This is a genomic window from Microcoleus sp. AS-A8 (genome assembly GCA_039962225.1).
Lineage (GTDB): Bacteria > Cyanobacteriota > Cyanobacteriia > Cyanobacteriales > Coleofasciculaceae > Allocoleopsis.
Genome location: JAMPKV010000009.1, coordinates 105724 through 125487 on the forward strand (window position 1 = coordinate 105724; position 19764 = coordinate 125487).

The 19764-nt window shown below is 47.5% G+C and carries 18 protein-coding genes; 11 read left to right on the forward strand and 7 right to left on the reverse strand.

Annotated features, from left to right (window positions below; genetic code table 11):
- Nucleotides 1-103 precede the first annotated feature (103 nt).
- Both NDI48_15970 and NDI48_15975 read left to right on the forward strand, forming a co-directional pair.
- Nucleotides 104-1588, forward strand: a complete 1485-nt coding sequence (locus NDI48_15970) for an insulinase family protein (protein ID MEP0832672.1) — start codon at nt 104-106, stop codon at nt 1586-1588.
- A 607-nt stretch (nt 1589-2195) separates the two neighbouring features.
- Nucleotides 2196-2693 (forward strand): DUF2243 domain-containing protein, encoded by a 498-nt coding sequence (locus NDI48_15975; GenBank protein ID MEP0832673.1) that lies wholly within the window; start codon nt 2196-2198, stop codon nt 2691-2693.
- Nucleotides 2694-2788: 95 nt separating this feature from the next.
- Here the strand turns inward: NDI48_15975 and NDI48_15980 are convergent, their stop codons facing one another.
- Complete coding sequence (locus NDI48_15980; protein ID MEP0832674.1) at nt 2789-3373, reverse strand: hypothetical protein; 585 nt, start codon at nt 3371-3373, stop codon at nt 2789-2791.
- Between the two features lie 263 nt (nt 3374-3636).
- On the opposite strand from NDI48_15980, the gene NDI48_15985 reads away from it, so the two are divergent.
- Nucleotides 3637-4161 carry a hypothetical protein gene (locus NDI48_15985; GenBank protein ID MEP0832675.1) on the forward strand — a complete coding sequence of 175 codons (525 nt, stop codon included), beginning with the start codon at nt 3637-3639 and terminating at the stop codon, nt 4159-4161.
- A gap of 309 nt (nt 4162-4470) precedes the next feature.
- Here NDI48_15985 and NDI48_15990 read toward each other — a convergent pair whose 3' ends face one another.
- Complete coding sequence (locus NDI48_15990; GenBank protein MEP0832676.1) at nt 4471-5574, reverse strand: ABC transporter ATP-binding protein; 1104 nt, start codon at nt 5572-5574, stop codon at nt 4471-4473.
- A 551-nt stretch (nt 5575-6125) separates the two neighbouring features.
- On the opposite strand from NDI48_15990, the gene NDI48_15995 reads away from it, so the two are divergent.
- The 3 genes from NDI48_15995 to NDI48_16005 are packed head-to-tail and all read left to right on the forward strand — an operon-like array spanning nt 6126 to nt 9260.
- Nucleotides 6126-7517, forward strand: a complete 1392-nt coding sequence (locus NDI48_15995) for a CHASE3 domain-containing protein (GenBank protein MEP0832677.1) — start codon at nt 6126-6128, stop codon at nt 7515-7517.
- Nucleotides 7514-7960, forward strand: coding sequence for a response regulator (locus NDI48_16000; protein ID MEP0832678.1), 447 nt, complete (start codon nt 7514-7516; stop codon nt 7958-7960). Before NDI48_15995 ends, NDI48_16000 begins: the two co-directional genes overlap by 4 nt.
- A gap of 7 nt (nt 7961-7967) precedes the next feature.
- A complete protein-coding gene (locus NDI48_16005; protein ID MEP0832679.1) occupies nt 7968-9260 on the forward strand; it encodes a hybrid sensor histidine kinase/response regulator in 1293 nt (430 codons plus the stop codon).
- Between the two features lie 40 nt (nt 9261-9300).
- On the opposite strand, the gene NDI48_16010 is transcribed toward NDI48_16005, so the two are convergent.
- On the reverse strand, nt 9301-11625 hold the full coding sequence (locus NDI48_16010) for an ATP-dependent helicase (GenBank protein ID MEP0832680.1): 2325 nt from the start codon (nt 11623-11625) through the stop codon (nt 9301-9303).
- Between the two features lie 110 nt (nt 11626-11735).
- Between NDI48_16010 and NDI48_16015 the strand changes: the two genes are divergently transcribed.
- The gene (locus NDI48_16015; protein MEP0832681.1) at nt 11736-12464 is read left to right on the forward strand and encodes a hypothetical protein; all 729 of its coding nucleotides are present in this window, start codon (nt 11736-11738) and stop codon (nt 12462-12464) included.
- Between the two features lie 94 nt (nt 12465-12558).
- Nucleotides 12559-13755, forward strand: a complete 1197-nt coding sequence (locus tag NDI48_16020; GenBank protein ID MEP0832682.1) for a phosphoserine transaminase — start codon at nt 12559-12561, stop codon at nt 13753-13755.
- Nucleotides 13756-13819: 64 nt separating this feature from the next.
- On the opposite strand, the gene pdxH is transcribed toward NDI48_16020, so the two are convergent.
- Nucleotides 13820-14458 (reverse strand): pyridoxamine 5'-phosphate oxidase, encoded by a 639-nt coding sequence (gene pdxH, locus NDI48_16025; protein ID MEP0832683.1) that lies wholly within the window; start codon nt 14456-14458, stop codon nt 13820-13822.
- A 182-nt stretch (nt 14459-14640) separates the two neighbouring features.
- Between pdxH and NDI48_16030 the strand changes: the two genes are divergently transcribed.
- Together NDI48_16030 and NDI48_16035 are read left to right on the forward strand one after the other, a co-directional pair.
- Complete coding sequence (locus NDI48_16030) at nt 14641-14787, forward strand: hypothetical protein (protein ID MEP0832684.1); 147 nt, start codon at nt 14641-14643, stop codon at nt 14785-14787.
- A 110-nt stretch (nt 14788-14897) separates the two neighbouring features.
- Complete coding sequence (locus tag NDI48_16035; protein MEP0832685.1) at nt 14898-15260, forward strand: hypothetical protein; 363 nt, start codon at nt 14898-14900, stop codon at nt 15258-15260.
- A 5-nt stretch (nt 15261-15265) separates the two neighbouring features.
- Here NDI48_16035 and NDI48_16040 read toward each other — a convergent pair whose 3' ends face one another.
- The 3 genes from NDI48_16040 to NDI48_16050 form a co-directional block, all read right to left on the reverse strand.
- Nucleotides 15266-16495 (reverse strand): DUF445 family protein, encoded by a 1230-nt coding sequence (locus tag NDI48_16040; protein ID MEP0832686.1) that lies wholly within the window; start codon nt 16493-16495, stop codon nt 15266-15268.
- 161 nt (nt 16496-16656) lie between these two features.
- A complete protein-coding gene (gene ubiE, locus NDI48_16045) occupies nt 16657-17364 on the reverse strand; it encodes a bifunctional demethylmenaquinone methyltransferase/2-methoxy-6-polyprenyl-1,4-benzoquinol methylase UbiE (GenBank protein MEP0832687.1) in 708 nt (235 codons plus the stop codon).
- A gap of 36 nt (nt 17365-17400) precedes the next feature.
- Nucleotides 17401-18393, reverse strand: coding sequence for a response regulator (locus NDI48_16050; protein MEP0832688.1), 993 nt, complete (start codon nt 18391-18393; stop codon nt 17401-17403).
- A gap of 234 nt (nt 18394-18627) precedes the next feature.
- On the opposite strand from NDI48_16050, the gene NDI48_16055 reads away from it, so the two are divergent.
- Nucleotides 18628-19722, forward strand: coding sequence for a hypothetical protein (locus NDI48_16055; protein MEP0832689.1), 1095 nt, complete (start codon nt 18628-18630; stop codon nt 19720-19722).
- Nucleotides 19723-19764: the final 42 nt, after the last annotated feature.

Sequence of the window (19764 nt, forward strand, 5' to 3'; positions counted from 1 at the left end):
TCAACATTTAAACCTCAAACCGTCAACATTTAAACCTCAAACCGTCAACATTTAAACCTCAAACCGTCAACATTTAAACCTCAAACCTTCAACCCGTTGATCGATGACCCATCCAAAATCCAAAATCCAAAATCCAAAATCCTTTAGCTGGTTGGGGCTACTCCTGGCTACGCTTGTTCTTGTCGTGGTATCGCGTTTGCCAGCCCTCGCCGCCACCGCCCAGCATTACACTGAGTTAGAATTTGCGCCTCTGCCAGAAATTAAGCTCCCCAAGTACACCCGCTATAAGCTGGAGAATGGGATGCTGGTGTATCTCATGGAAGACCACGAATTGCCCTTGGTTGGAGGTACAGCCATGATTCGCACGGGCGAACGCCTCGAACCCGCCGACAAAGTGGGCTTAGCGTCCTTGGTTGGGGAAGTGATGCGGACTGGCGGTACCACTGAACATACGGGAGATGAACTAAATCAGCTTTTAGAACAACGGGCGGCTTCAGTCGAGACGGCTATTGGTTCGACTTCGGGCAGTGCTAGTTTTAGCGCTTTAAGCGAAGACTTGGATACGGTTTTCGATTTGTTTGCTGAGGTACTCAAGACGCCAGCATTTGCTCCGGAAAAACTGGATTTAGCTAAAAAACAAAGGGCGGGACAAATTGCTCGCCGCAATGATGACCCTAATGGCATTGCGGGTCGTGAATTTCAGAAACTCATTTACGGGAAAGATAGCCCTTACGCCCGCACGGTGGAGTATCAGACGCTCAACCCGATTTCCCGTGAAGATTTGATGGCATTCTACCAGCAATATGTTCATCCTGAAAATATGATTTTGGGCATTATTGGGGATTTTGATTCTGCCAAGATGCGATCGCGGATTCAGGAAGAATTTGGCACCTGGAAACCCACCTCTAAAGCGCCAAAACCCACGGTGCCCTCTGCCACCCAGGCAAAGCAGGGGGGTGTCTTTTTCGTGAATCAGCCTCAACTCACCCAAAGTTATGTTCAGATTGGGCATATTGGCGGTGAACTCAACAGTCCCGATTACCCGGCGCTGGATGTGTTGAATCAGGTAATGAATGGCTTTGGTGGACGTTTATTTAATGAAGTGCGATCGCGCCAAGGTCTTTCTTACTCGGTTTATGGATTTTGGAGTCCCCGTTACGACTTTCCGGGTACATTTGTTGCTGGAGGACAGACGCGATCGGATGCAACTGTACCCTTTATTCAAGCCGTTCGCGCCGAAATCGAAAAATTCCGCACAACACCGATCACACCTGAAGAACTTGCCTCTGCCAAAGATCAGGTTCTCAACTCCTTTGTGTTCAATTTTCAAGACCCCAGCCAAACTCTAGCGCGGCTGATGCGTTATGAATATTACGGCTACCCAGAGGATTTCCTCTTCCGTTATCAGCGGGCTGTCAAAGCAACAACGATTGAGGATGTGCAACGTGTTGCCCAAAAATATCTGCAACCCGATAAACTTGTGACGCTAGTGGTGGGTAATGCTCAAGCAATCCAACCCCCTCTCACGAGTCTTTCTGCTGAGGTGACTTCTGTCGATATCACAATTCCAGAGGCAAAAAGCAGTTAGCCATCTGTAGAAACATACAGACAACTCAAGGAAGTATAAAGAAGGGTAAAGGATGAAGAATACAGATTTCTTCATCCTTGCCTAATGACCTATTGCCAAAATATCAATTGCACTGACGCCCCTGAGAATCACACACTTTAGTCCAACAGCGTTCTAGAAGTTTAACTCTATAGAGATAGGCAAACAGACGAGGATCGAGTATAAGCTTTGTTTGAGAACTAAAGACCGGCTGGTTCAGAAATTGCCACAAGGGGAATTTGAGCTTGATGTCTTTTGAAGCCATATGAGGAAAATCTTAGAGAAGCGTTGTGAGAGCTATTCCACCCTCCATCAGATACACCAATCAAGGGCTGGTTAGTTAACCTTGGCACATTGTCTGGTGAACTTTCTTGGTGGGGATTACGGAACATTGGAACAATTTTCTGCCAATCTCAGTAGTTTCCCGGAAGAAGGAGAAAGTTTCACCGTTTGACTTGGCAGTTTGTCAACCCACCTGGTGGGTATTTTATGTAGGGACCCTTAACTCTAACGAGGGATGGAAGCCGCGACAAGAGAGTTATGCGAATCTTAACGAAAACCTCACAAAGCCTAAGGATGAAGTTTTGTTATGGAGTCTAAGCTGGAGACAGGTAAGCACAGTGGATTACTGGTGGCGGCGGGCATCCTGATTGGTGCAGGTTTGCTTGCAGGATTTGTTGACGGCATCTTGTTGCACGAAATCCTCCAGTGGCATCACATGTTTACAAGCATTCGACCAGCAACGAACCTCTCTAATCTGGAAGCCAATACTCTAGGAGATGGTCTTTTTCATTTAGGCACTTGGATATTGAGTGTCATAGGTCTGGCCTTGCTCTGGCGTGCCGGTGGACGTAGCGATATAGCTTGGTCGTCCAAAATCTTCGGTGGGTCTTTACTTCTGGGTGCAGGGTTATTTGACTTTATAGAAGGTCTCATCGATCACCAAATTCTAGGAATTCATCATGTTAAACCCGGCCCAAATCAGTTAGCGTGGGATATTGGCTTTCTGACTTTAGGTGCCATCCTTGCCCTAGTAGGCTGGGTTATTTTGCGAAGCGGGCAAAAGGAAAATTCAAGCCCATCTTAAGGCTAAGCTATTTCACATCTAATCGACATACAGTAAGAAGCCAGGATACTGTCCACATTCGAGTTTACCATTTTGGCTTTTGCCTGTTGACTGGCTTAGCCACGAGAGCGTTCTAGTAAAATCATCATTACTAAACTTAACAAAACTTGCATTTCTTCCTGCTCACTGAGTTGATTGAGTTGTTTAATCGTAAACTTTCGGGAGAAGAAAGAAGGCTGCTTTTCCAGGCTCATCACAATCGTGCCATCTGAGCGCATCACGACAAAAGCGGGATTGAAGACATAGCCACTGAATAAACCAATGATCGGAATCTCACCAAATAATCCATCCATGACTTTAACCCATGGATTTTTTTCCCGAATGGTCATGACGACTGTGGCACCCTCAAAAATGTCGTATTGCGCTTTCCAAAGCGATCTTAACCCTCGTCTTTTCACCGAACCTAAAGGGATACCACTCGATGAAGTGAAGTTGTAACTAGCCGAAAAATCGATGATGCGATCAGCCTTGATGGAGTATACTAGGTTGCTCTGTTGAGTGTCAGCAAAGACACTAATAGATTCCTTGAGTTTGAAGAGTTTTTGCTTGACATAGAAGACAAGGCTACCGTGAGCGTCAGTAACAGACAATTGGGGTGCCAAAGCCCAAAATTTGAATTGGAGCTCCAGAGGATAGTGCATGAATTACGCCAATGAGTAGGTAAAGGATGAGGGCATCGGCAAAAATAGCAGCGATTCTAGCAAGATTACCGTCTTGCTAGAATCGCCAACAACCTTAAGATAGAAATTTTAAAAAAGCCGACCCCACCCTAACATTCATACAAACGAGCATCCTCAGACTGTTTATCTTGTGTTGTGGCAAGAGGCTCCCGCTTATAGCGGTAAGGCTTCGCGTTAAGGTTCAGTGTTCATGGCAAGCTCCCGTTAGAGTTCGTTAGAACCTAATGGGAGTATTAGCGCCTGTATTTGCGCCATTTGAGGTAGTATTAGCGCCGTTTGAGGTGGTATTAGCGCCTGTGTTTGCGCCGTTTGAGGCGGTATTAGCGCCTGTGTTTGCGCCATTTGAGCTGGTATTAGCGCCTGTGTTTGCGCCATTTGAGCTGGTATTAGCACCTGTATTAGCGCCGTTTGAGCTGGTATTAGCGCCTGTGTTTGCGCCATTTGAGCTGGTATTAGCGCCTGTGTTTGCGGCGTTGGGATTGGTATTAGCGCCTGTATTTGCGGCGTTGGGATTGGTATTAGCGCCTGTGTTTGCGGCGTTGCGGTTGGTATTAGCGCCTGTGTTTGCGGCGTTGCGGTTGTTACCCTCACCAGGGGTACCGGTGAAAGTGAAAACTCTCTTATCGGGATTGGTAGCAGCAGGGTTAGTATTAGCAGGGTTTGAAGGTGAATTGGCTGCCCTATTCCCGCTACTAGAGCCATTATTAGCTCTACACAGATTTTCTAGATTGAGAGTAACGCCTCGTTGAGTTTGCATATAACAAAAAGGGCTGCCTGTGCCTGAATTTCGCACAGTTGGGTAGCCAGATGATTCAGGCAAAGGACGGCTAACGACAGCCTGAGGGAGAGATACAATTACGGCAGCGGCAGACAGAGCCGCGCTTAACTTAAGGAGTTTTAACATAGTTTTTAGAAGGATATTTTAGAAGACTACCCTCTACCCTAAAAATTTACGTGAATCAGAACCTATCGCTGTAGGAAGATTCAGCACTCAGCAAAAGGTAGAACTTTGAAAAAGGCTTAAAGCAAGGTCAGCCTAGAAGAATTTAACTGCTCATTTATGGATAGAGGGCATCACCAGTCGAAGGGTCAAAAACAAACAACTGGTTAAGGTCGAATTGGATGCCAACGCGATCGCCCGGACACCCACGCCAATCTGAAGGAGCCAAAACATCCAAAAGCACCTCCGACTCCGGCAGACACCCACGAACTAACGTCTCCCGCCCCAACGGTTCAACCACCCTCACCTCCATCCTCAACTCCTCTCTCCTCTCTACGTCCTGTTGTCTGGAATGGTTGGTTAACTCCACATATTCCGGGCGAATCCCCAAATCCACAGGTTGCGCCGGAACCAATTGCAACTTGAGATGAAGCTCACTGGGACAAGACAAAAACTGCCCCCCCACCTGAAAACCCTCACCCGTATAAGTGCCGCGAAAAACATTCATCGGAGGATTACCCAAAAACGTCGCCACCATCCGATTTGCGGGTTGAGCATAAATCGCTTGCGGGTCACCAATTTGTTGAATCCGACCCCTATCAAGGACTACAATCTGGTCGGCTAAGGTCATCGCTTCCACCTGATCGTGAGTCACATAAATCGTCGTGATGCCCAATCGTTGATGTAACTGCTTTAATTCCGAACGGGTATCATCCCGTAACTGAGCATCCAGATTCGAGAGTGGTTCATCCAACAGAAAAACTTTAGGTTCCCGTGCGATCGCTCTTCCGAGTGCCACTCGCTGCTGTTGCCCCCCAGACAACTGCTTTGGTTTACGATCCAACAGATGGGAAATATCAAGCGATCGCGCCACCCTCTCCACCTGTTTCTCAATCGTTGCCCTGTCCGCTTTCCGCATCCGTAATCCGAACGAGAGATTCTGAGCCACTGTCATGTGTGGGTAAAGAGCATAGTTTTGAAACACCATCGCCACATCCCGCTGCCGCGCCGGGACATGATTGACCAAAACATCGTCAATAAATAGATTGCCATCACTCATCGATTCCAAACCGGCGATCATGCGTAGAATCGTGGATTTACCGCAACCTGATGGCCCCACTAACACCCACAATTGCCCATCCGGCACCTCAAAGGTAACGTCCTCAATCGCTGTGATTTGATCAAATTGACGGGTAATCCCTTCTAATCGAACATTTGCCATGGGTTACGGAAAATAAATCAGAGAACTGCTGCTGTCGTTAGTGAAATTAAACCTCAATTTGAGAGCGATAGCAGTCCAGTGGGATTTGTCAGACAAACTTTTTGATGAACTGCTCTAGACATAGAGGCAAACAAAAGAGGCTCTTGTGGGTGCAATCTGCAAATTCACAAGGTAGCCCGTAATTTTACTTACAGATAGGGTTTGCTTAAATAACTGAGACAATTCAGTATTTTCCCGGAGAAAAGTTTTGCTTCAAAGTGGTAACAATGAAGGAGCTAATTCAGCCCAGGTAAGGGACAAAACAGCATTCTTTGCTTAGGGTTCTGGGGGACAATTCTGTGAAGCATCAAAACGTCAGTCAAACGCCAACTCAATCAGACGCTGAACCTCAAGCTAGGGTTAGAGAAGGAGAGGAGATTTTTTCTTCGATATCACAAGAAGCTTCTCTTGTAAATAAACCAGGCAAGCCCCATGTACACGTAACCGAGAGAACGCTTCAAACTGTGCCCTTGAGGTTTTTCCCAAGAACATGGTCTGTGGAGAGGAAGACTATGGCAATGCTGGGACTGGCTTCCGTGATTCTAGTGGGTCTCAATATTCTGTTTTATTGGAGCTTTATCAAGCAAAAAGAAACATCAGATCGGGTGAATCGCAGCCAAAAAGTTCTCCAGAATCTGGAAAACGTTCTTTCTTCAGTTACGGAGGCTGAAACAGGCCAACGGGGTTACTTACTCACAGGACAAGAGTCTTACTTAGAGCCGTATAACCTGGCTGTAAAGACAATGGACGAGCAACTAGCTGTTCTCGAAACATTAACGGTAGCTGACTCTAAACAACAGCAGCAGCTTTCCCTCCTTGAACCCCTAATCGCCCAGAAGTTTGCTGAACTTCGGGAAACCATTGAATTAAGGCAAAACAAGGGATTTGAAGCCGCGAATCAGCTGGTTTTGACCCATCAGGGAAAATTTCTCATGGAGCGAGTGAGAACGGTACTCCAGCAGATGAAAAGTAAAGAATATGAGCAATTACAAATGTGGTTAAAGACGAAACAGGAGGAAGCCCAGAAAATACAGTTGATATTCTTATTCGGCCTAGTATTCAACTTGATCGCCTTTTATTTGGTGTACCGCGCGATCGAGCAGGAGATTCGGGAGCGCAAGCAAGCCGAAGCCTCGCTGAAACAGCTCAATGAACAGCTAGAAGCCAGAGTGCAGCAGCGAACCGCCGACCTGAAAGAGGCCAACGTTAATTTGTTGTATTCTAATCGGGAACTAGAGCAGTTTGCTTATGTGGCTTCCCATGACTTGCAAGAGCCACTACGAGCCGTTAATAGCTATGCTCAGCTCCTAGGGCGGAAATACCAGGGTAACCTGGATGCTAAAGCCGATAAGTACCTCGGTTACATCATGGAGGGAGCCACCCGGATGCAGCAGTTAATTAATGATTTGCTGGAGTTTTCACGGGTGGGGACACGGGCAAAAGAGCTGAAGTTAACGGCTTGCGAGGTCGTGCTGAGTCAGGTTTTGATAAATTTAAAAGTGGCGATCGCCGAGTGCCAAGCCGTTGTGACTCATGACCCCCTACCCACAATCATGGGGGATGAAATACAACTGATGCAATTGTTCCAAAATCTGATTTCCAATGCCATCAAGTTTCATCGCGAGGAGCCACCCTGCGTACATATCTCAGTGGTGCAACAACAAAACGACTGGGTCTTTTCTGTCCGTGATAATGGGATCGGCATGGAGCCAGAGTACTTTGAGCGTATCTTCACAATTTTCCAGCGTCTCCATTCCCGTGCTGAGTATCCCGGTACGGGCATTGGTCTAGCCGTTTGTAAGAAAATTGTGGAACGTCATGGGGGACGCATTTGGATAGAGTCAGAATTAGGAGTAGGTACAACCTTTTACTTCACTATCCCACAAGGCAATCCGTCCCCATGAATATCAGCACTCCGATTAGACCCGTTGAGATTCTACTAGTAGAAGACTCCCCCAGTGATGCCGATCTCACAGAAGAAGCGCTCAGTGACGGCAAGGTACTCAATCACTTGCACTGGGTGGAAGATGGTGTAGAAGCGATCGCCTTCCTCCGTCGCCAGGGAAAATATACCAATGCACCCCGTCCCGATTTGATTTTACTCGACCTCAACTTGCCCAAAAAAGATGGTCGTGAGGTTTTGGCGGAAATCAAGGCAGACTCCAGCCTGAAGCTCATCCCCGTGATCGTTCTCACTACCTCAGCCGCTGAACGAGATATTCTCAAGACTTATGAGCTAAACGCGAACTGCTACGTCACCAAGCCGATCGACTTAGAGCAGTTCATCTCTGTAGTGAAGTTAATCGAACAGTTCTGGCTAGCCTTGGTTAAACTGCCGTCGGAGTAACTTAAAGATGAACACTGCCCCCCGACACCACTTGGCGGCTACCGCTAACGCTCTTCATATCCTTCTAGTTGAGGATAACCCAGCTGATGCTGACCTCCTCGGCGAAATTCTCGAAGAAGCTGAGGAAACTCAGTGGTCACTGGTACATGTGGAACGCTTCAAAGACGCGCTGAACTCTCTGCATGAACACTTATTTGATGTGATTCTCTTAGACTTGTCCCTACCCGACAAACAAGGATTGTCTACAGTTGCACAAATCCATGAAGCGGCACCGGATTTGCCGATTGTTGTCCTCACCGGACTCAATGATCGGGTCATCGCTTTGGAAGCCTTGCGGCAGGGGGCACAAGACTATCTGGTGAAGGGCAAGATTGATACTTTCTTACTCGTTCGTGCGATTCGTTATGCGATCGAGCGTGCCCATACCTTCAAAAAGTTACGCCAGAGTGAGGAGCAGCTACAACGGCTTAACGAAGAATTAGAACGCCGAGTCGCAGAGCAAACCGATGAATTAAGACAAAAAAATCAGTCCTTACAACAGGAAATTACTGAGCGTCAACGTTTAGAATCGGAACTCCGTTACGCCTTAGCCAATGAAAGAGAACTCAGCGACCTCAAATCCCGGATTATTTCTGTCGTTTCTCATGAGTATCGTACCCCACTGGCAACGATTCTTTCGTCTACAGAGTTACTAGAACACTACAGCCATAACTGGGCAGAGGAAAAAAAGCAGCGTCATTTCCAACGGATTGAAACCTCAGTTCATCATCTGACGCGGTTAGTGAATGATGTACTGATGTTCAGTAAAGCAGAGGCGGGAAAACTGGAATTTAATCCGGTACACCTGGATGTGGTGGAGTTTTGCCGCGAACTGGTGGAAGAATTACAAGTGACAGCCGGAGAAAATCACAGTATCAACTTCAGGTGTCTCGGTATTCAACAGGAGGTATATCTGGATGAAAAATTACTACGCCAAATCCTGAGCAATTTGCTCTCCAACGCCCTCAAATACTCTCCTGAGGGAGGCGAAATCCAGTTTGAACTCGTTTTCGGGCAAGATACGATCGTCTTCCGCATCCAAGACCAAGGAATTGGCATTCCCTTACCAGACCAATCCCAGCTCTTTGATGCGTTCTACCGCAGTAGTAATGTGGGCACAATCTCTGGAACGGGTTTAGGCTTAGCCATTGTTGAGAGGTCTGTGAACACCCACAAGGGTGAGATTTTGGTGGAGAGTGAAGTCGGAGTTGGGACAACGTTTACAGTTACGCTGCCCTTAACCATGGAGATGCCTGGTTAGCGGCAATCTATGTTTGGCGTTGGACTCCTCTGGAATCGGGCTAATTGAGCAGCGCCGAGAGGGGAACCACCGATCGCGGAAACTGACTTTTTAACGCCGGCAACACAGGACAAGGCTTTTTCGCCTGCAAGTTATCTGAGGCATGACCGCTAAATGTATTCCACCGAAACGGCCCTTTATCCGCCGCAGACATCCACAGCAAGCGTTTGGCTCGTGTCATAGCAACATAAAGGAGACGATACTCCTCCGCCGTCTTCAAATGTCCCGCTTGATCCCATGCCTCCATCGCCATGGGTAAGGGTTTGTGATGAAGACTGGCGCGAATTTGGGCGCGGGCGACTTCGGCAAGGGTAAAATCTCCTAAAAACTGAGCCGCCGTCGGTACCCAAGGACTACCGGGAAGTGTGTCTTCATGCAAAAAGGGCAGAAAGACATAATCCCAATCCAGTCCCTTGGCTTTGTGCATGGTAATCACCGTGAGTTGTCCAGCACGCAGATAGCGAGAGTCGGCGTCTTCGGTTTCTACCGGTTCAAAGCGTTCGGAACTCACAATTTCACTCAGGGCTTCCAGGGTAGAATGCATGGAACTATTGCCATGAGTCTGTTTGGCTATGCGTTCAGTTAATTTATCTGCCGTGGCTAAATCGGATTGGTCGTAGTTTAAGGTGAGAGCGAGGAAGGAAATTAGTTGATGATGAGGGAGTTCCAGGCGAGCACGCAGCAGATTGGCGCAGTATTTGCGGGCTTGTTTGACCGAGGGTGTCTGTTGGGGGTCGAGGGGGCCTGGGTAGAGGAATTGTTCGGGGGAGGTGGCGAGGGCGTTGAGGTCTTGGGTGGGGATGAGTTGGCGCTTGACAAGGACTTCTAAGGCGCTTTTCAGATAGTCGGGGGAATGGGGGCGATCGAGGAATTGCAGAATAGCTAAAATTTCCGAGGGGACATGGGAATGGCGATCGCTCCCGGCGACATCATAAACTTCTATCCCATGGTTCCGCTTGAGATATTCCAGCTTCTGAGCCACAAACGTTCCCTGTCGATTCTCTCGCACTAACACAGCGGCGCTATGAGTGGGGTTTTGTGTCAATAACTCAACCACTCGCTCTCCAATGAGTTCGACGGTGTGGTAAATGTCACGAGGGGTGTAAATTTCCAAGCCTCGCCCCACAGGGTTAGGATTGGCATCTGCTTGGGGGTCACCTGCATCAACGGGACGAATCATTTGGGGACGAAAGGCTTGCTCGGCACCGGTTAACTGGGAGCGATTCACCCAGTTTAAGACATAGTTGGCGGCATCGATGATGATGCGGGTACTGCGACCGGCTTGATCCATGGTTGCCAGTCGCTTAGTGATTTGGCAAGCTTCGCAAAACTGATTGAAATAAACCGGATCAGCGGGGGTAAAGGTGGAGTTAATGGCTTGATTGGGGTCGCCCACTCGAATTAAATTCAGCGGTGCATTTGGCTGATTCGGGTTAGCAGCGAGGGTTTCTAAGAGTTTGAATTGCAGGGGGGTGGAATCCTGCGCTTCGTCTTCAAAAACGGCAAAGAATTGGTTTTGCCAAAGCTTGCGAATGGCGTCGTTTTCCAACACCCGGAGTGCGGCAAGAATCATGTCGTCGTAGTCGATGAAATTCCGCGATCGCGACACGTTTTGATATTGTTCGTATAAGCCTGCGGCGATCGCTAAAATTTCATACTCATCCGGTGTCTGTTGCGATAACCGCCACAAATCCTCTGGCAATAAACCAGAGCTTTTGGCTTCATGAATTACAATTTGGGCAATACTGGGTAACACCTCAGTTTTTAACACCGACTGCCGCCGCAAGCGTTCCGTTTCTTCCCCATCAAACTGACGCCCTTCCAGCAACATCGAATAACGGCGCGAGTTGTTGGCAATCCACTGTTCCACACAAGCCCGAATTAAACGATGACTTTGATTCGGCGTCACCAAGGTTGCACTGTCCAGATTGAGTCCCGATAAGTCTGGATGACGGGTGGCAATGTTCAGCGCCAAACCATGCAAAGTATAGACAACAAAGCTATTTTGTGGTAATCGAAGGTCTTTGAGATTTTCCCTGATTTTACCTTTAATACTCGCAGCAGCGGAACGGGTGAACGTGACAACGACAAGCTGACGTTTTCCGTGGAGTTGAAAACGCGCGATCGCCAAAGCGGCGGCTACTGCCATCCCTGTAGACTTCCCGGCACCCGGTACAGCAGAAACGGCAAGTTGTCCCCCCTGCCAATCAGCCATGCTTTGTTGTCCGCGTCTTAGACTATTGCGGAGACGCTGCAAGGTTTGCTCCCGCAAGGCAGCTAGAGGCTGAGTCAGGGTTGTCTGGTTTTGGGGTTCATCTTGTGACATTGGGTGCTATTAATCGATGCGACATGTCAGCTACAGTTATTAGGCTGGGGCTGGGAGCGAAAAGCTTAAGCTAGTTTAGATGTGCAATATTAGTCATCCTAGCAATAGCTATGTTTTCTGTAGCCTTTGAGGACTATAACTCAGTCCAAGCAGTGCTTATTGCCCTGCCAGGAGACATCCAGCCAACAGATGGATGGGAAAAATTTGTACTAGAATTTGTCCTTTGTTGGGGTCTATTCTTGCTAATTTTTGCCTATAACAAGTGGAGGCTGATGCTTTCCCAGCGTCCAGTTTTGATAGAGCCAGAAGGGCGATCAAGAGTCAGTAAACAAGAGTTAAAGCGCCCAGGAAAATGTGCCAGTTGCTCAAACCTTCTGAAACAGTTTGACTCAGCAGTGGTATTTGCCCATCTGACAAAACCGGAGCAAATAGTGAACAAGCTTGGCAGCGTCCAATTCATCGGCTGGCAGTGTCCAAAGTGTAAACCTCACCTGACAGGTTCAGGCATCCACATCCGTGCATACATAGTCAATCCGTACAAATTTAGGGAATGCCTTACCTGTCAAGAATTAACGGTGGAATGCACTACTATAGAGACGCTAATAGCACCAACAATCGAAAAGGAAGGGAAACGCCGCATCAGTTTTCGCTGCCACTGCTGTTCTTACCTTGAGGAGATCGAGCAACCGCTTTCGCGCTTGTATCCTTCCAAAAGGAGACACAGTTCCAGTAGCAGCAGCGAAGTGATACTCCTAGGGAACTCGGCACTGAAACAGGCGGTGACTGATACATTAGACTACCTGCACCCCTACAAAGAACCCCTCCCCATTCCTCACTAAAGCTCCGGTCCCCGCATCGGGGAGGGAGTAAGATTTATGCTGCTGACTACTGCCAACCCAGAGCTGCTATATATAATCAAGACTACCTATCGTAATGCTGCCCCCAGCAACCATGCCAGAACATCTTACTCCTCCCACAACCAAGCCTCGCGTTTCTCATTTCTCCTCAGGCCCTTGTGCAAAACGCCCTGGTTGGTCTGTTTCTAATCTTCAAAACGCCTGTGTCGGTCGTTCCCATCGTTCTGAAGATGGTAAAGCCAAATTAGCAGAAGTTATTGAGCGCTCCAAGAAAATCCTCGGCGTTCCTGCCGATTATCGCTTGGGCATCGTTCCAGCTTCTGACACAGGTGCCGTGGAGATGGCCTTGTGGTCACTGTTGGGAGAACGCCCTGTTGATATCCTGGCTTGGGAAAGTTTTGGTCAGGAGTGGGTAAAAGATGTCGTAGATGAGCTCAAGTTGCCCGATCTTCGGCTGATCAAGGCACCCTATGGCAGCTTGCCAGATTTAGACCAAGTTGATTTTAGCCATGATGTGGTGTTCTTGTGGAATGGCACAACTTCAGGCGTCCGGGTTCCCAATGGTGATTGGATTAAAGATGACCGACAGGGATTGACCATCTGCGATGCCACATCGGCTGTGTTTGCCATGGATGTCCCGTGGAACAAGTTGGATGTGGTGACATATTCTTGGCAAAAGGTCTTGGGTGGGGAAGCCCAGCATGGGATCATCGTCCTCTCACCCCGCGCTGTGGAACGACTCGAACGCTATCAACCCGCTTGGCCAATCCCTAAAATCTTTCATCTGGCGCAAAAAGGCAAGCTGATTGAAGGCATTTTTAAAGGAGATACCATCAACACCCCCTCCATGTTATGCGTCGAAGATGCCCTCGATGGGCTGACATGGGCGGAAAGCGTCGGTGGACTGCCTGGGTTAATTCGCCGCAGCGAAGCGAACCTGAATGCGATCGCCCAATGGGTTGAGCAAAGTTCTTGGGCGGATTTTCTCGCCGAAAAATCGGAGACACGTTCTTGTACCTCCATTTGCTTGAAGATTGTTGATTCTTGGTTTACGAACCTCAGCCCGGAAGAGCAAGCCAAATATACTAAGAAATTGGCGAAACTGCTAGAAAAGCAGGAAGTAGCTTACGATATTGCACCCTATCGCGCAGCCCCACCCGGATTGCGGATTTGGGGAGGAGCAACGGTAGAAACCGCAGATATTGAAGCCTTACTTCCCTGGTTGGATTGGGCTTATGCAACCTTGAAAGCTGAGCTTGCGCCTGTGGCTTAATTTACACCGCTCGATTAATTCATCTTTTGGATTAGATTCTCTCCCCCCTTAGGGAGAGAATTTGTTACGGAGATAGCCTGTTAACCTCCCAAGATTCAGGTTCTTGGCGAGAATACAAAAAGCGATCGTGAAGTCGGTTGGGACGCCCCTGCCAAAATTCAAAACTGCGGGGAATCACACGATAACCGCCCCAAAAAGAGGGGAGGGGGACTTCATTATTCATGAATTTTTGCTTCATTTGTTCAAACTGCATCTCCAAAATTTGGCGTGATGAAATGATAGAACTTTGTTGCGAAGACCAAGCTCCGATTTGGCTACCTCTAGGACGAGCTGTAAAATATTTGAGTGAATCAGCCGTAGAAATTTTTGCAGCCGTTCCAATGATTTGCACTTGACGTTCTAAGGGTAACCACAGAAAAAGTAGAGAGACTTGAGGATTTTCTTGAATTTGGCGAGATTTTTTACTTTCGTAATTTGTAAAAAATATCAATCCTTCCCGATCAAAGTATTTCAAAAGCACAGTCCGCACCGAAGGTTCCGCTTGTGCAGATGCTGTCGCCAAAATCATTGCGTTTGGCTCTAAGAGATTAGCCGCACACGCTTCTTTAAACCAAATTTCAAACTGCTCAAAGGGGTCTGCCTTCAGGTCTTGGCGTCTGAGACCGGCTCGTGTATATTGTTGTCGTAAATTTTCGATGTCCATATCTTAACGCTTGAGCCGTAATATTTTTTTAGAGTTATTGCATAAGTGGCTCTTGAACGAGAGATAAGTAAAACAGCCACCCAGCAAACTTAAGTTCGATATCTACTGAGTGATGGTACGCCGTGTGATTCGTGTTGAGCCACTGCACCGTCTCAGTAGAGTATAGAGTGATGAAAAACACCATGTACAGACTACCTTACAACTTCAATCTAGAGAAGCTCATGGAACGGCTACACGAACCGAAAGAGATGATTGCCCAACGATATCGCATTGTAGAGCGATTGGGGTTAGGAAAAGATGGGACAAGTTACTATGTTGAAGACTTGTAATGTGAGCAACAATTGGCACTGAAAGCGAGGTCAGTTCGCGAGTCAAATTGACTGAAAAACCAAAGAAGGTTTAATAGTTTAGGGTAATGCGTCATTCAATAGGAAGAGAGATGGACGATTTAGAAAACTTTGTTAAACAAGCGTTTGAATCTTTCGTAGAGGAAGTGAACCATGCCTTTGAAGACACGGAAACAATGCTCCAAGAGGTTGGAGAGCAAGTCCAAATTATAGCTGATGAATTAATCAGAGAAGGAGAAACCAAATTCCATGAATTCAATGAATGGTTGAATGAACAACAAAATTATTCCAACCAACCTCGTTGGGAACTGCGACAGAGGCTGTTTACTCTAATTCAAGGAGATTGGAATCTAGCCGAGCGGTTACTTGATTCAGCAAGAATGAACTATCCCGGACAGACAGAAGATTGGTACTGGGAAAAAGTAATTTATGACTTGGAGCGAGATCGCAATTAAAAGGTTTAGCGAAGCAGGAGTATACCGGTCTGTACCAATCCAACAATCAAGCCCAAAACTCCGCCTAAATTAACAATAGCTTGTAATTCATTCTTGACAATGCCTTGAATGGTGAGTTCTAGCTCCTCAGGCGTTGTTGCCTTAACCCGGTCAACAATCACCTGATCGATTGACAAAATTGGGATAATTTGGGCGACAATTTTTTCTAAATCTTCTTCTAAATAACGCTCTAAAATTAACGCCAATTCCCGGCTAATCACGTTCAACGATGTTGTCACGGCTGCCGAATTCCGCAGCCGATTGAGAATGAGTACTGCCAGATTATTCCAATCAATAGATTCACCTAATCCCTTCAGTACATCAGCACCCCGTTCTTGAACATAGCTACGGACAGATTCACGGGTCGTTTTACGCAGTTGTCGCACCGTTGAGAGTGGCAGATTTTGCAAGGAGATATTTTGCAGCCATGCTCGCACGCGTTCTCGGATGGAAAGAGAAAGTAATAGTTCTGCAAGTCGCGCATTCGCAGCATCTTTGTCATCCAAGCAATAGGTTCGTAGGCGTGTCAAAGAGTTACGTAGACCCAACAAATTCGCTACAACCCAATAGGTTCCACTTGACTTTTCTCGAAAACCTTCATCAATAATCTGAATATTTCGGTCAGTCAAAAAGTCAACTAGCGCCTGACGCATGACATCAGGAGGGAGAACGACCTGCAACAGCCAATCAGAAAGCTTTCGTGCCTGTGCTTCACTGAGCTGAAAGTCCAATAAAATTTGATCAAAAATTTGGTTGATTTGAGCTTCCAAAAAATCTTCACGGCGAGCGAGTACCTTCAGCAATCGAGGTAACGACTCACCGAATAAATCGCGCAGAATATTGGCGAGAATTTTGGCGGTTTTCTGCTCTTTATCAACCTTGATTTGATCCAACGCTAGCTGCAAGAGCCAGAGAATAGCTCCCTGCACTCGCTCAGTTTGCAGTAGACGCTGGGCCAGGTTTTGCAATTCACCAGGGGTCAGCAGCGACCCCATAATCGTGTCAGCAATCCGCAGTGCAAGGCGTGCTTGATTGCGAGGAATCAAGCCCGGTGTAAAGGGTAGCTGACGCTTCCCAATATAAATAGCTTTGTACGGGCGGAATAGCATTTTAATGGCTATATCGTTGGTGAAATAGCCAATAATTGCACCCGCCACGGGAGGAGCAACGTAAATCCAAACAGTAGCTAGATCCAAGGTGAGAGTCCAGTCAGGCAAAGCGTCGAGAGCGAAGAGGGCGTAGGGACATCTTTTGAGAACACGGCACCTAACACCCAACTCCCATCTTAGCGAGAACGCCACAAGGTCTGATTCTCTCTCAACTGTTAATTGGCAGTTGATGATTGGGGAAATTACCTCTAGTCCCTATTGCCTTTAGTTACCACTAATACTCCCATCATGCCGCCTGCGATGGGATAGTGGGTTGCAGCAAATCCTGCTTTTTGGGCTAAATTCACTTGCTCTCGCCCCGTTGGAAATCGGTCTAAGCTAGGCGCAATGTAGGCGTACTCTTCGGTCAAACCTAATCGTTCAGCGGCAGGCACCACGGCATTTTCCAGATACCACTGCTGAAAGGCACGCATCAGCGGCTCTTTGGGGCGATGAAAGTCTAAGATAGCCGCTTTGGCACCGGGTTTGAGAACACGATACAATTCACTCAAACATCGGGGAATATCCGTTACATTTCGCAATCCATATCCCATGGTTGCCGCGTCGAAATAATTGTCTTCAAAGGGTAAATCGAGGGCGTTGGCTTCGACCCAACGGATGGGAAGTGGCGGATACTGGTTTTTTATCCGTTGCTCGGCGATCGCTAACAAAGCGGATGAAAAATCGACCCCATAAACCTGACCGGTTGCTCCTACCTGCCGCGCCAAGAGTTGGGCTAAATCACCGCTGCCACAGCATAAATCCAAACCGATATCCCCTGCATCGGGTTCACTCCACTTGACGGCCATCCGCTTCCAAACACGGTGCTGGCCTAAACTTAACCCATTGTTCAGTTGGTCATAAACGGGTGCGATGCGGTCAAATAAATCCCGAATTTCTGATGCAGGTGTGGTCATACAGGATGAAAAAATAGTGTCCCTTTCTCTTCATCTTCATGCTTCTTGTGCTCTGGGTCGATAAGCACGGGTACTGGTGAGCGCTAACCCAACCTGCTGCGCCGCCAAATGAATCAGTTTGATCTCATCTTCTCGCAAATGTGTCGTTTTTTGCTGCCATTGGAGGGATAGCACCGCCAGCCGTTCACCTCGGTAATTAATGGGGACAAGCAGGTGCATATAGAGGCCAATATTTCGATAATATTCCGCCTCTGGTGTCAGGGTCGAATCCGGAGTATTGACCCAAAGCTGAAGCTCTTGAGTCGCATGAGGTGTCCCCGTGGTATTGCCAATTGCGGCTTGAGCTAGTGGGTCTTTTTCTAGAGGGCTTCCCAGGATTTCTGATTGGGTGTAAATTCCCCGTATTGCCGCTAGTTCGTTATTTTCCACGAGCTGCAAAATGCAGGCATCGGCCGAGAAGTTTTCGCCAAACGCTTGGGCGATGGGTTCCAGACAAGAATTTAAGTTCTCGGACTCTTGAGCAGCCTGCACAATGGTCACCAGTAACGCCATTTGTGCCTGTGAGCGATGCAGTTCCTCTGTCCGCTGCTTCAGGAGTTCATAGGATTCAGCAGCGTGTTGCACCACCGCTCTCAATTCATGGGGGTCCCAAGGCTTTGTAATATATTTGTACACCTGTCCTGAGTTAATCGCCTCGACCAAATCCTCAACGTCAGTAAAACCCGTCAGGATAATCCTAACTGTGTCGGGGAACTGAGGAACCGTTTTACTCAAAAACTCCGTTCCTTTCATTTCCGGCATTCGTTGGTCCGAAATGATTACGGCTACTTCCCCTGAAGTCGATAGCAAGGATAGGGCGTTGACTCCACTATCGGCTCTAAGAACTTCAAAATCGCGTCGGAAGGTACGGTAGAGTAGATCCAGATTATCTGGCTCATCGTCTACTACTAGCATTTTGGGTTTTTTGGGTCGCTCTAAGCTCATTAACTGACGTTTAATTTGATCAAAATTAGGAATAACATCGTCCATAACAATACGATAAGCCCCTTGTGGCGAATCTAAACTAGCAACCTGTCGACCTGAGGTCTAAGGTGATGTTGGTATTGGCGTGAACTAAAAAACTTTGTGCAAAGAAAAAATATTTGGCTTAACCTAACTCTTCGCTTGCTTTGTCCGCTTTCCCTGTCAATATTATTAATATCCATTTCAAAATAAATTAATGTCATCTTTCCAGTTAAACCTATTGTTAATTTGGCCTAAATCATGACTGAAATACCAGCGGGCACTCCCGAAAGCCACCCTCAACCTGATGCCGAAAGCCTAAATTTTGAAGACTTAATCCTATTGCTGCGTCGCAAACAAAGTAACTGGGTAGAGTGGGGCAAGGCTTGTCAGCAGCTACAAAAAGCAGGCTACAGTTCCCAGAAGATATTTGAAGAAACTGGGTTTGAGCCAATTCAACAAAATCAAGTGATTGTGGCGTCTCAGGTCTACACCACTTTAATCAACGCTGGGGTTTCCGATGCCGTGCGATCGCGCTTTGAGCGGACGGGCAGCGATTCGTTGTACGAATTGCGTATTTTAACACAAAATGAACGCGGAGCGGCAGCGGAATTTATTGTTTCCAGAAATCTTGACTCTGAAGGAGCGCGTGAAGTTGCCAAAGCAGTCAAAGAATTCGCCCGCCGAAGCACTCTACCAGAAGGTTTTTCCAATCATCCCGGTGATGCAGTGGCCTATGAATATTGGAAAGTCGCTCGACAGCAAAAGGAGTTACAAGAGCGATCGCGTTTAATTGCACGCGGTCTAATGTTCGCTCATAGCCAGGAGGCGCGGCAACAAATTGAAAAGTTGCTGACTGAACTCACGGGTGGCGAAAGGCGTCCCGCTCCTCGATTACCGTTCTACCGTATCGAAGCCGACGAACAGCAACCTCGCCTATTACCCGTCGCCGGTCAGTTTCCCCTGAACTCAGAGGACTTGAAAAAAGTTTCCCGCCTTCAAAGTTCAGGTTCATTCCAACTGGCCAAGGTTTCTGAGGCACAAACCCTCGTTGCGATACCGGGTTGGCAAGTGATATTGAAGGCACAAGACCCTGTTGGGATTTTGTGTAAAACGAGTCAACTGCCTAATCAACAGGCTGGTAAATCCGAAGAGGTTATGGTAATTGTTGACCGTGAACAGACGGAATGGGACGGCGAGAGTTATTTTGTTGTTGACCAATCAGGAGAGCTCGCCATTGAGTGGTTTCAGGACGATCCAGGGGTTAACCTATTAGGACGCATTATCCTCGTGCTCCGTCCGAAGAAAATGTTGGATGAAAATCTCAGTCGAGATGTCTGGCAAATTGATGAGTAAGCCCTGAGGCATTGAATTCGGCACAATTTAAGTTCTAAAACT

Excerpts from the sequence above, each read along its gene's own strand:
- NDI48_15970 (MEP0832672.1), top strand. The coding sequence starts at position 104 with ATGACCCATCCAAAATCCAAAATCCAAAATCCAAAATCCTTTAGCTGG.
- NDI48_15975 (MEP0832673.1), top strand. The coding sequence starts at position 2,196 with ATGGAGTCTAAGCTGGAGACAGGTAAGCACAGTGGATTACTGGTGGCG.
- NDI48_15980 (MEP0832674.1), bottom strand. The coding sequence starts at position 3,373 with ATGCACTATCCTCTGGAGCTCCAATTCAAATTTTGGGCTTTGGCACCC.
- NDI48_15985 (MEP0832675.1), top strand. The coding sequence starts at position 3,637 with ATGGGAGTATTAGCGCCTGTATTTGCGCCATTTGAGGTAGTATTAGCG.
- NDI48_15990 (MEP0832676.1), bottom strand. The coding sequence starts at position 5,574 with ATGGCAAATGTTCGATTAGAAGGGATTACCCGTCAATTTGATCAAATC.
- NDI48_15995 (MEP0832677.1), top strand. The coding sequence starts at position 6,126 with ATGGCAATGCTGGGACTGGCTTCCGTGATTCTAGTGGGTCTCAATATT.
- NDI48_16000 (MEP0832678.1), top strand. The coding sequence starts at position 7,514 with ATGAATATCAGCACTCCGATTAGACCCGTTGAGATTCTACTAGTAGAA.
- NDI48_16005 (MEP0832679.1), top strand. The coding sequence starts at position 7,968 with ATGAACACTGCCCCCCGACACCACTTGGCGGCTACCGCTAACGCTCTT.
- NDI48_16010 (MEP0832680.1), bottom strand. The coding sequence starts at position 11,625 with ATGTCACAAGATGAACCCCAAAACCAGACAACCCTGACTCAGCCTCTA.
- NDI48_16015 (MEP0832681.1), top strand. The coding sequence starts at position 11,736 with ATGTTTTCTGTAGCCTTTGAGGACTATAACTCAGTCCAAGCAGTGCTT.
- NDI48_16020 (MEP0832682.1), top strand. The coding sequence starts at position 12,559 with ATGCTGCCCCCAGCAACCATGCCAGAACATCTTACTCCTCCCACAACC.
- pdxH (MEP0832683.1), bottom strand. The coding sequence starts at position 14,458 with ATGGACATCGAAAATTTACGACAACAATATACACGAGCCGGTCTCAGA.
- NDI48_16030 (MEP0832684.1), top strand. The coding sequence starts at position 14,641 with ATGTACAGACTACCTTACAACTTCAATCTAGAGAAGCTCATGGAACGG.
- NDI48_16035 (MEP0832685.1), top strand. The coding sequence starts at position 14,898 with ATGGACGATTTAGAAAACTTTGTTAAACAAGCGTTTGAATCTTTCGTA.
- ubiE (MEP0832687.1), bottom strand. The coding sequence starts at position 17,364 with ATGACCACACCTGCATCAGAAATTCGGGATTTATTTGACCGCATCGCA.
- NDI48_16050 (MEP0832688.1), bottom strand. The coding sequence starts at position 18,393 with ATGGACGATGTTATTCCTAATTTTGATCAAATTAAACGTCAGTTAATG.
- NDI48_16055 (MEP0832689.1), top strand. The coding sequence starts at position 18,628 with ATGACTGAAATACCAGCGGGCACTCCCGAAAGCCACCCTCAACCTGAT.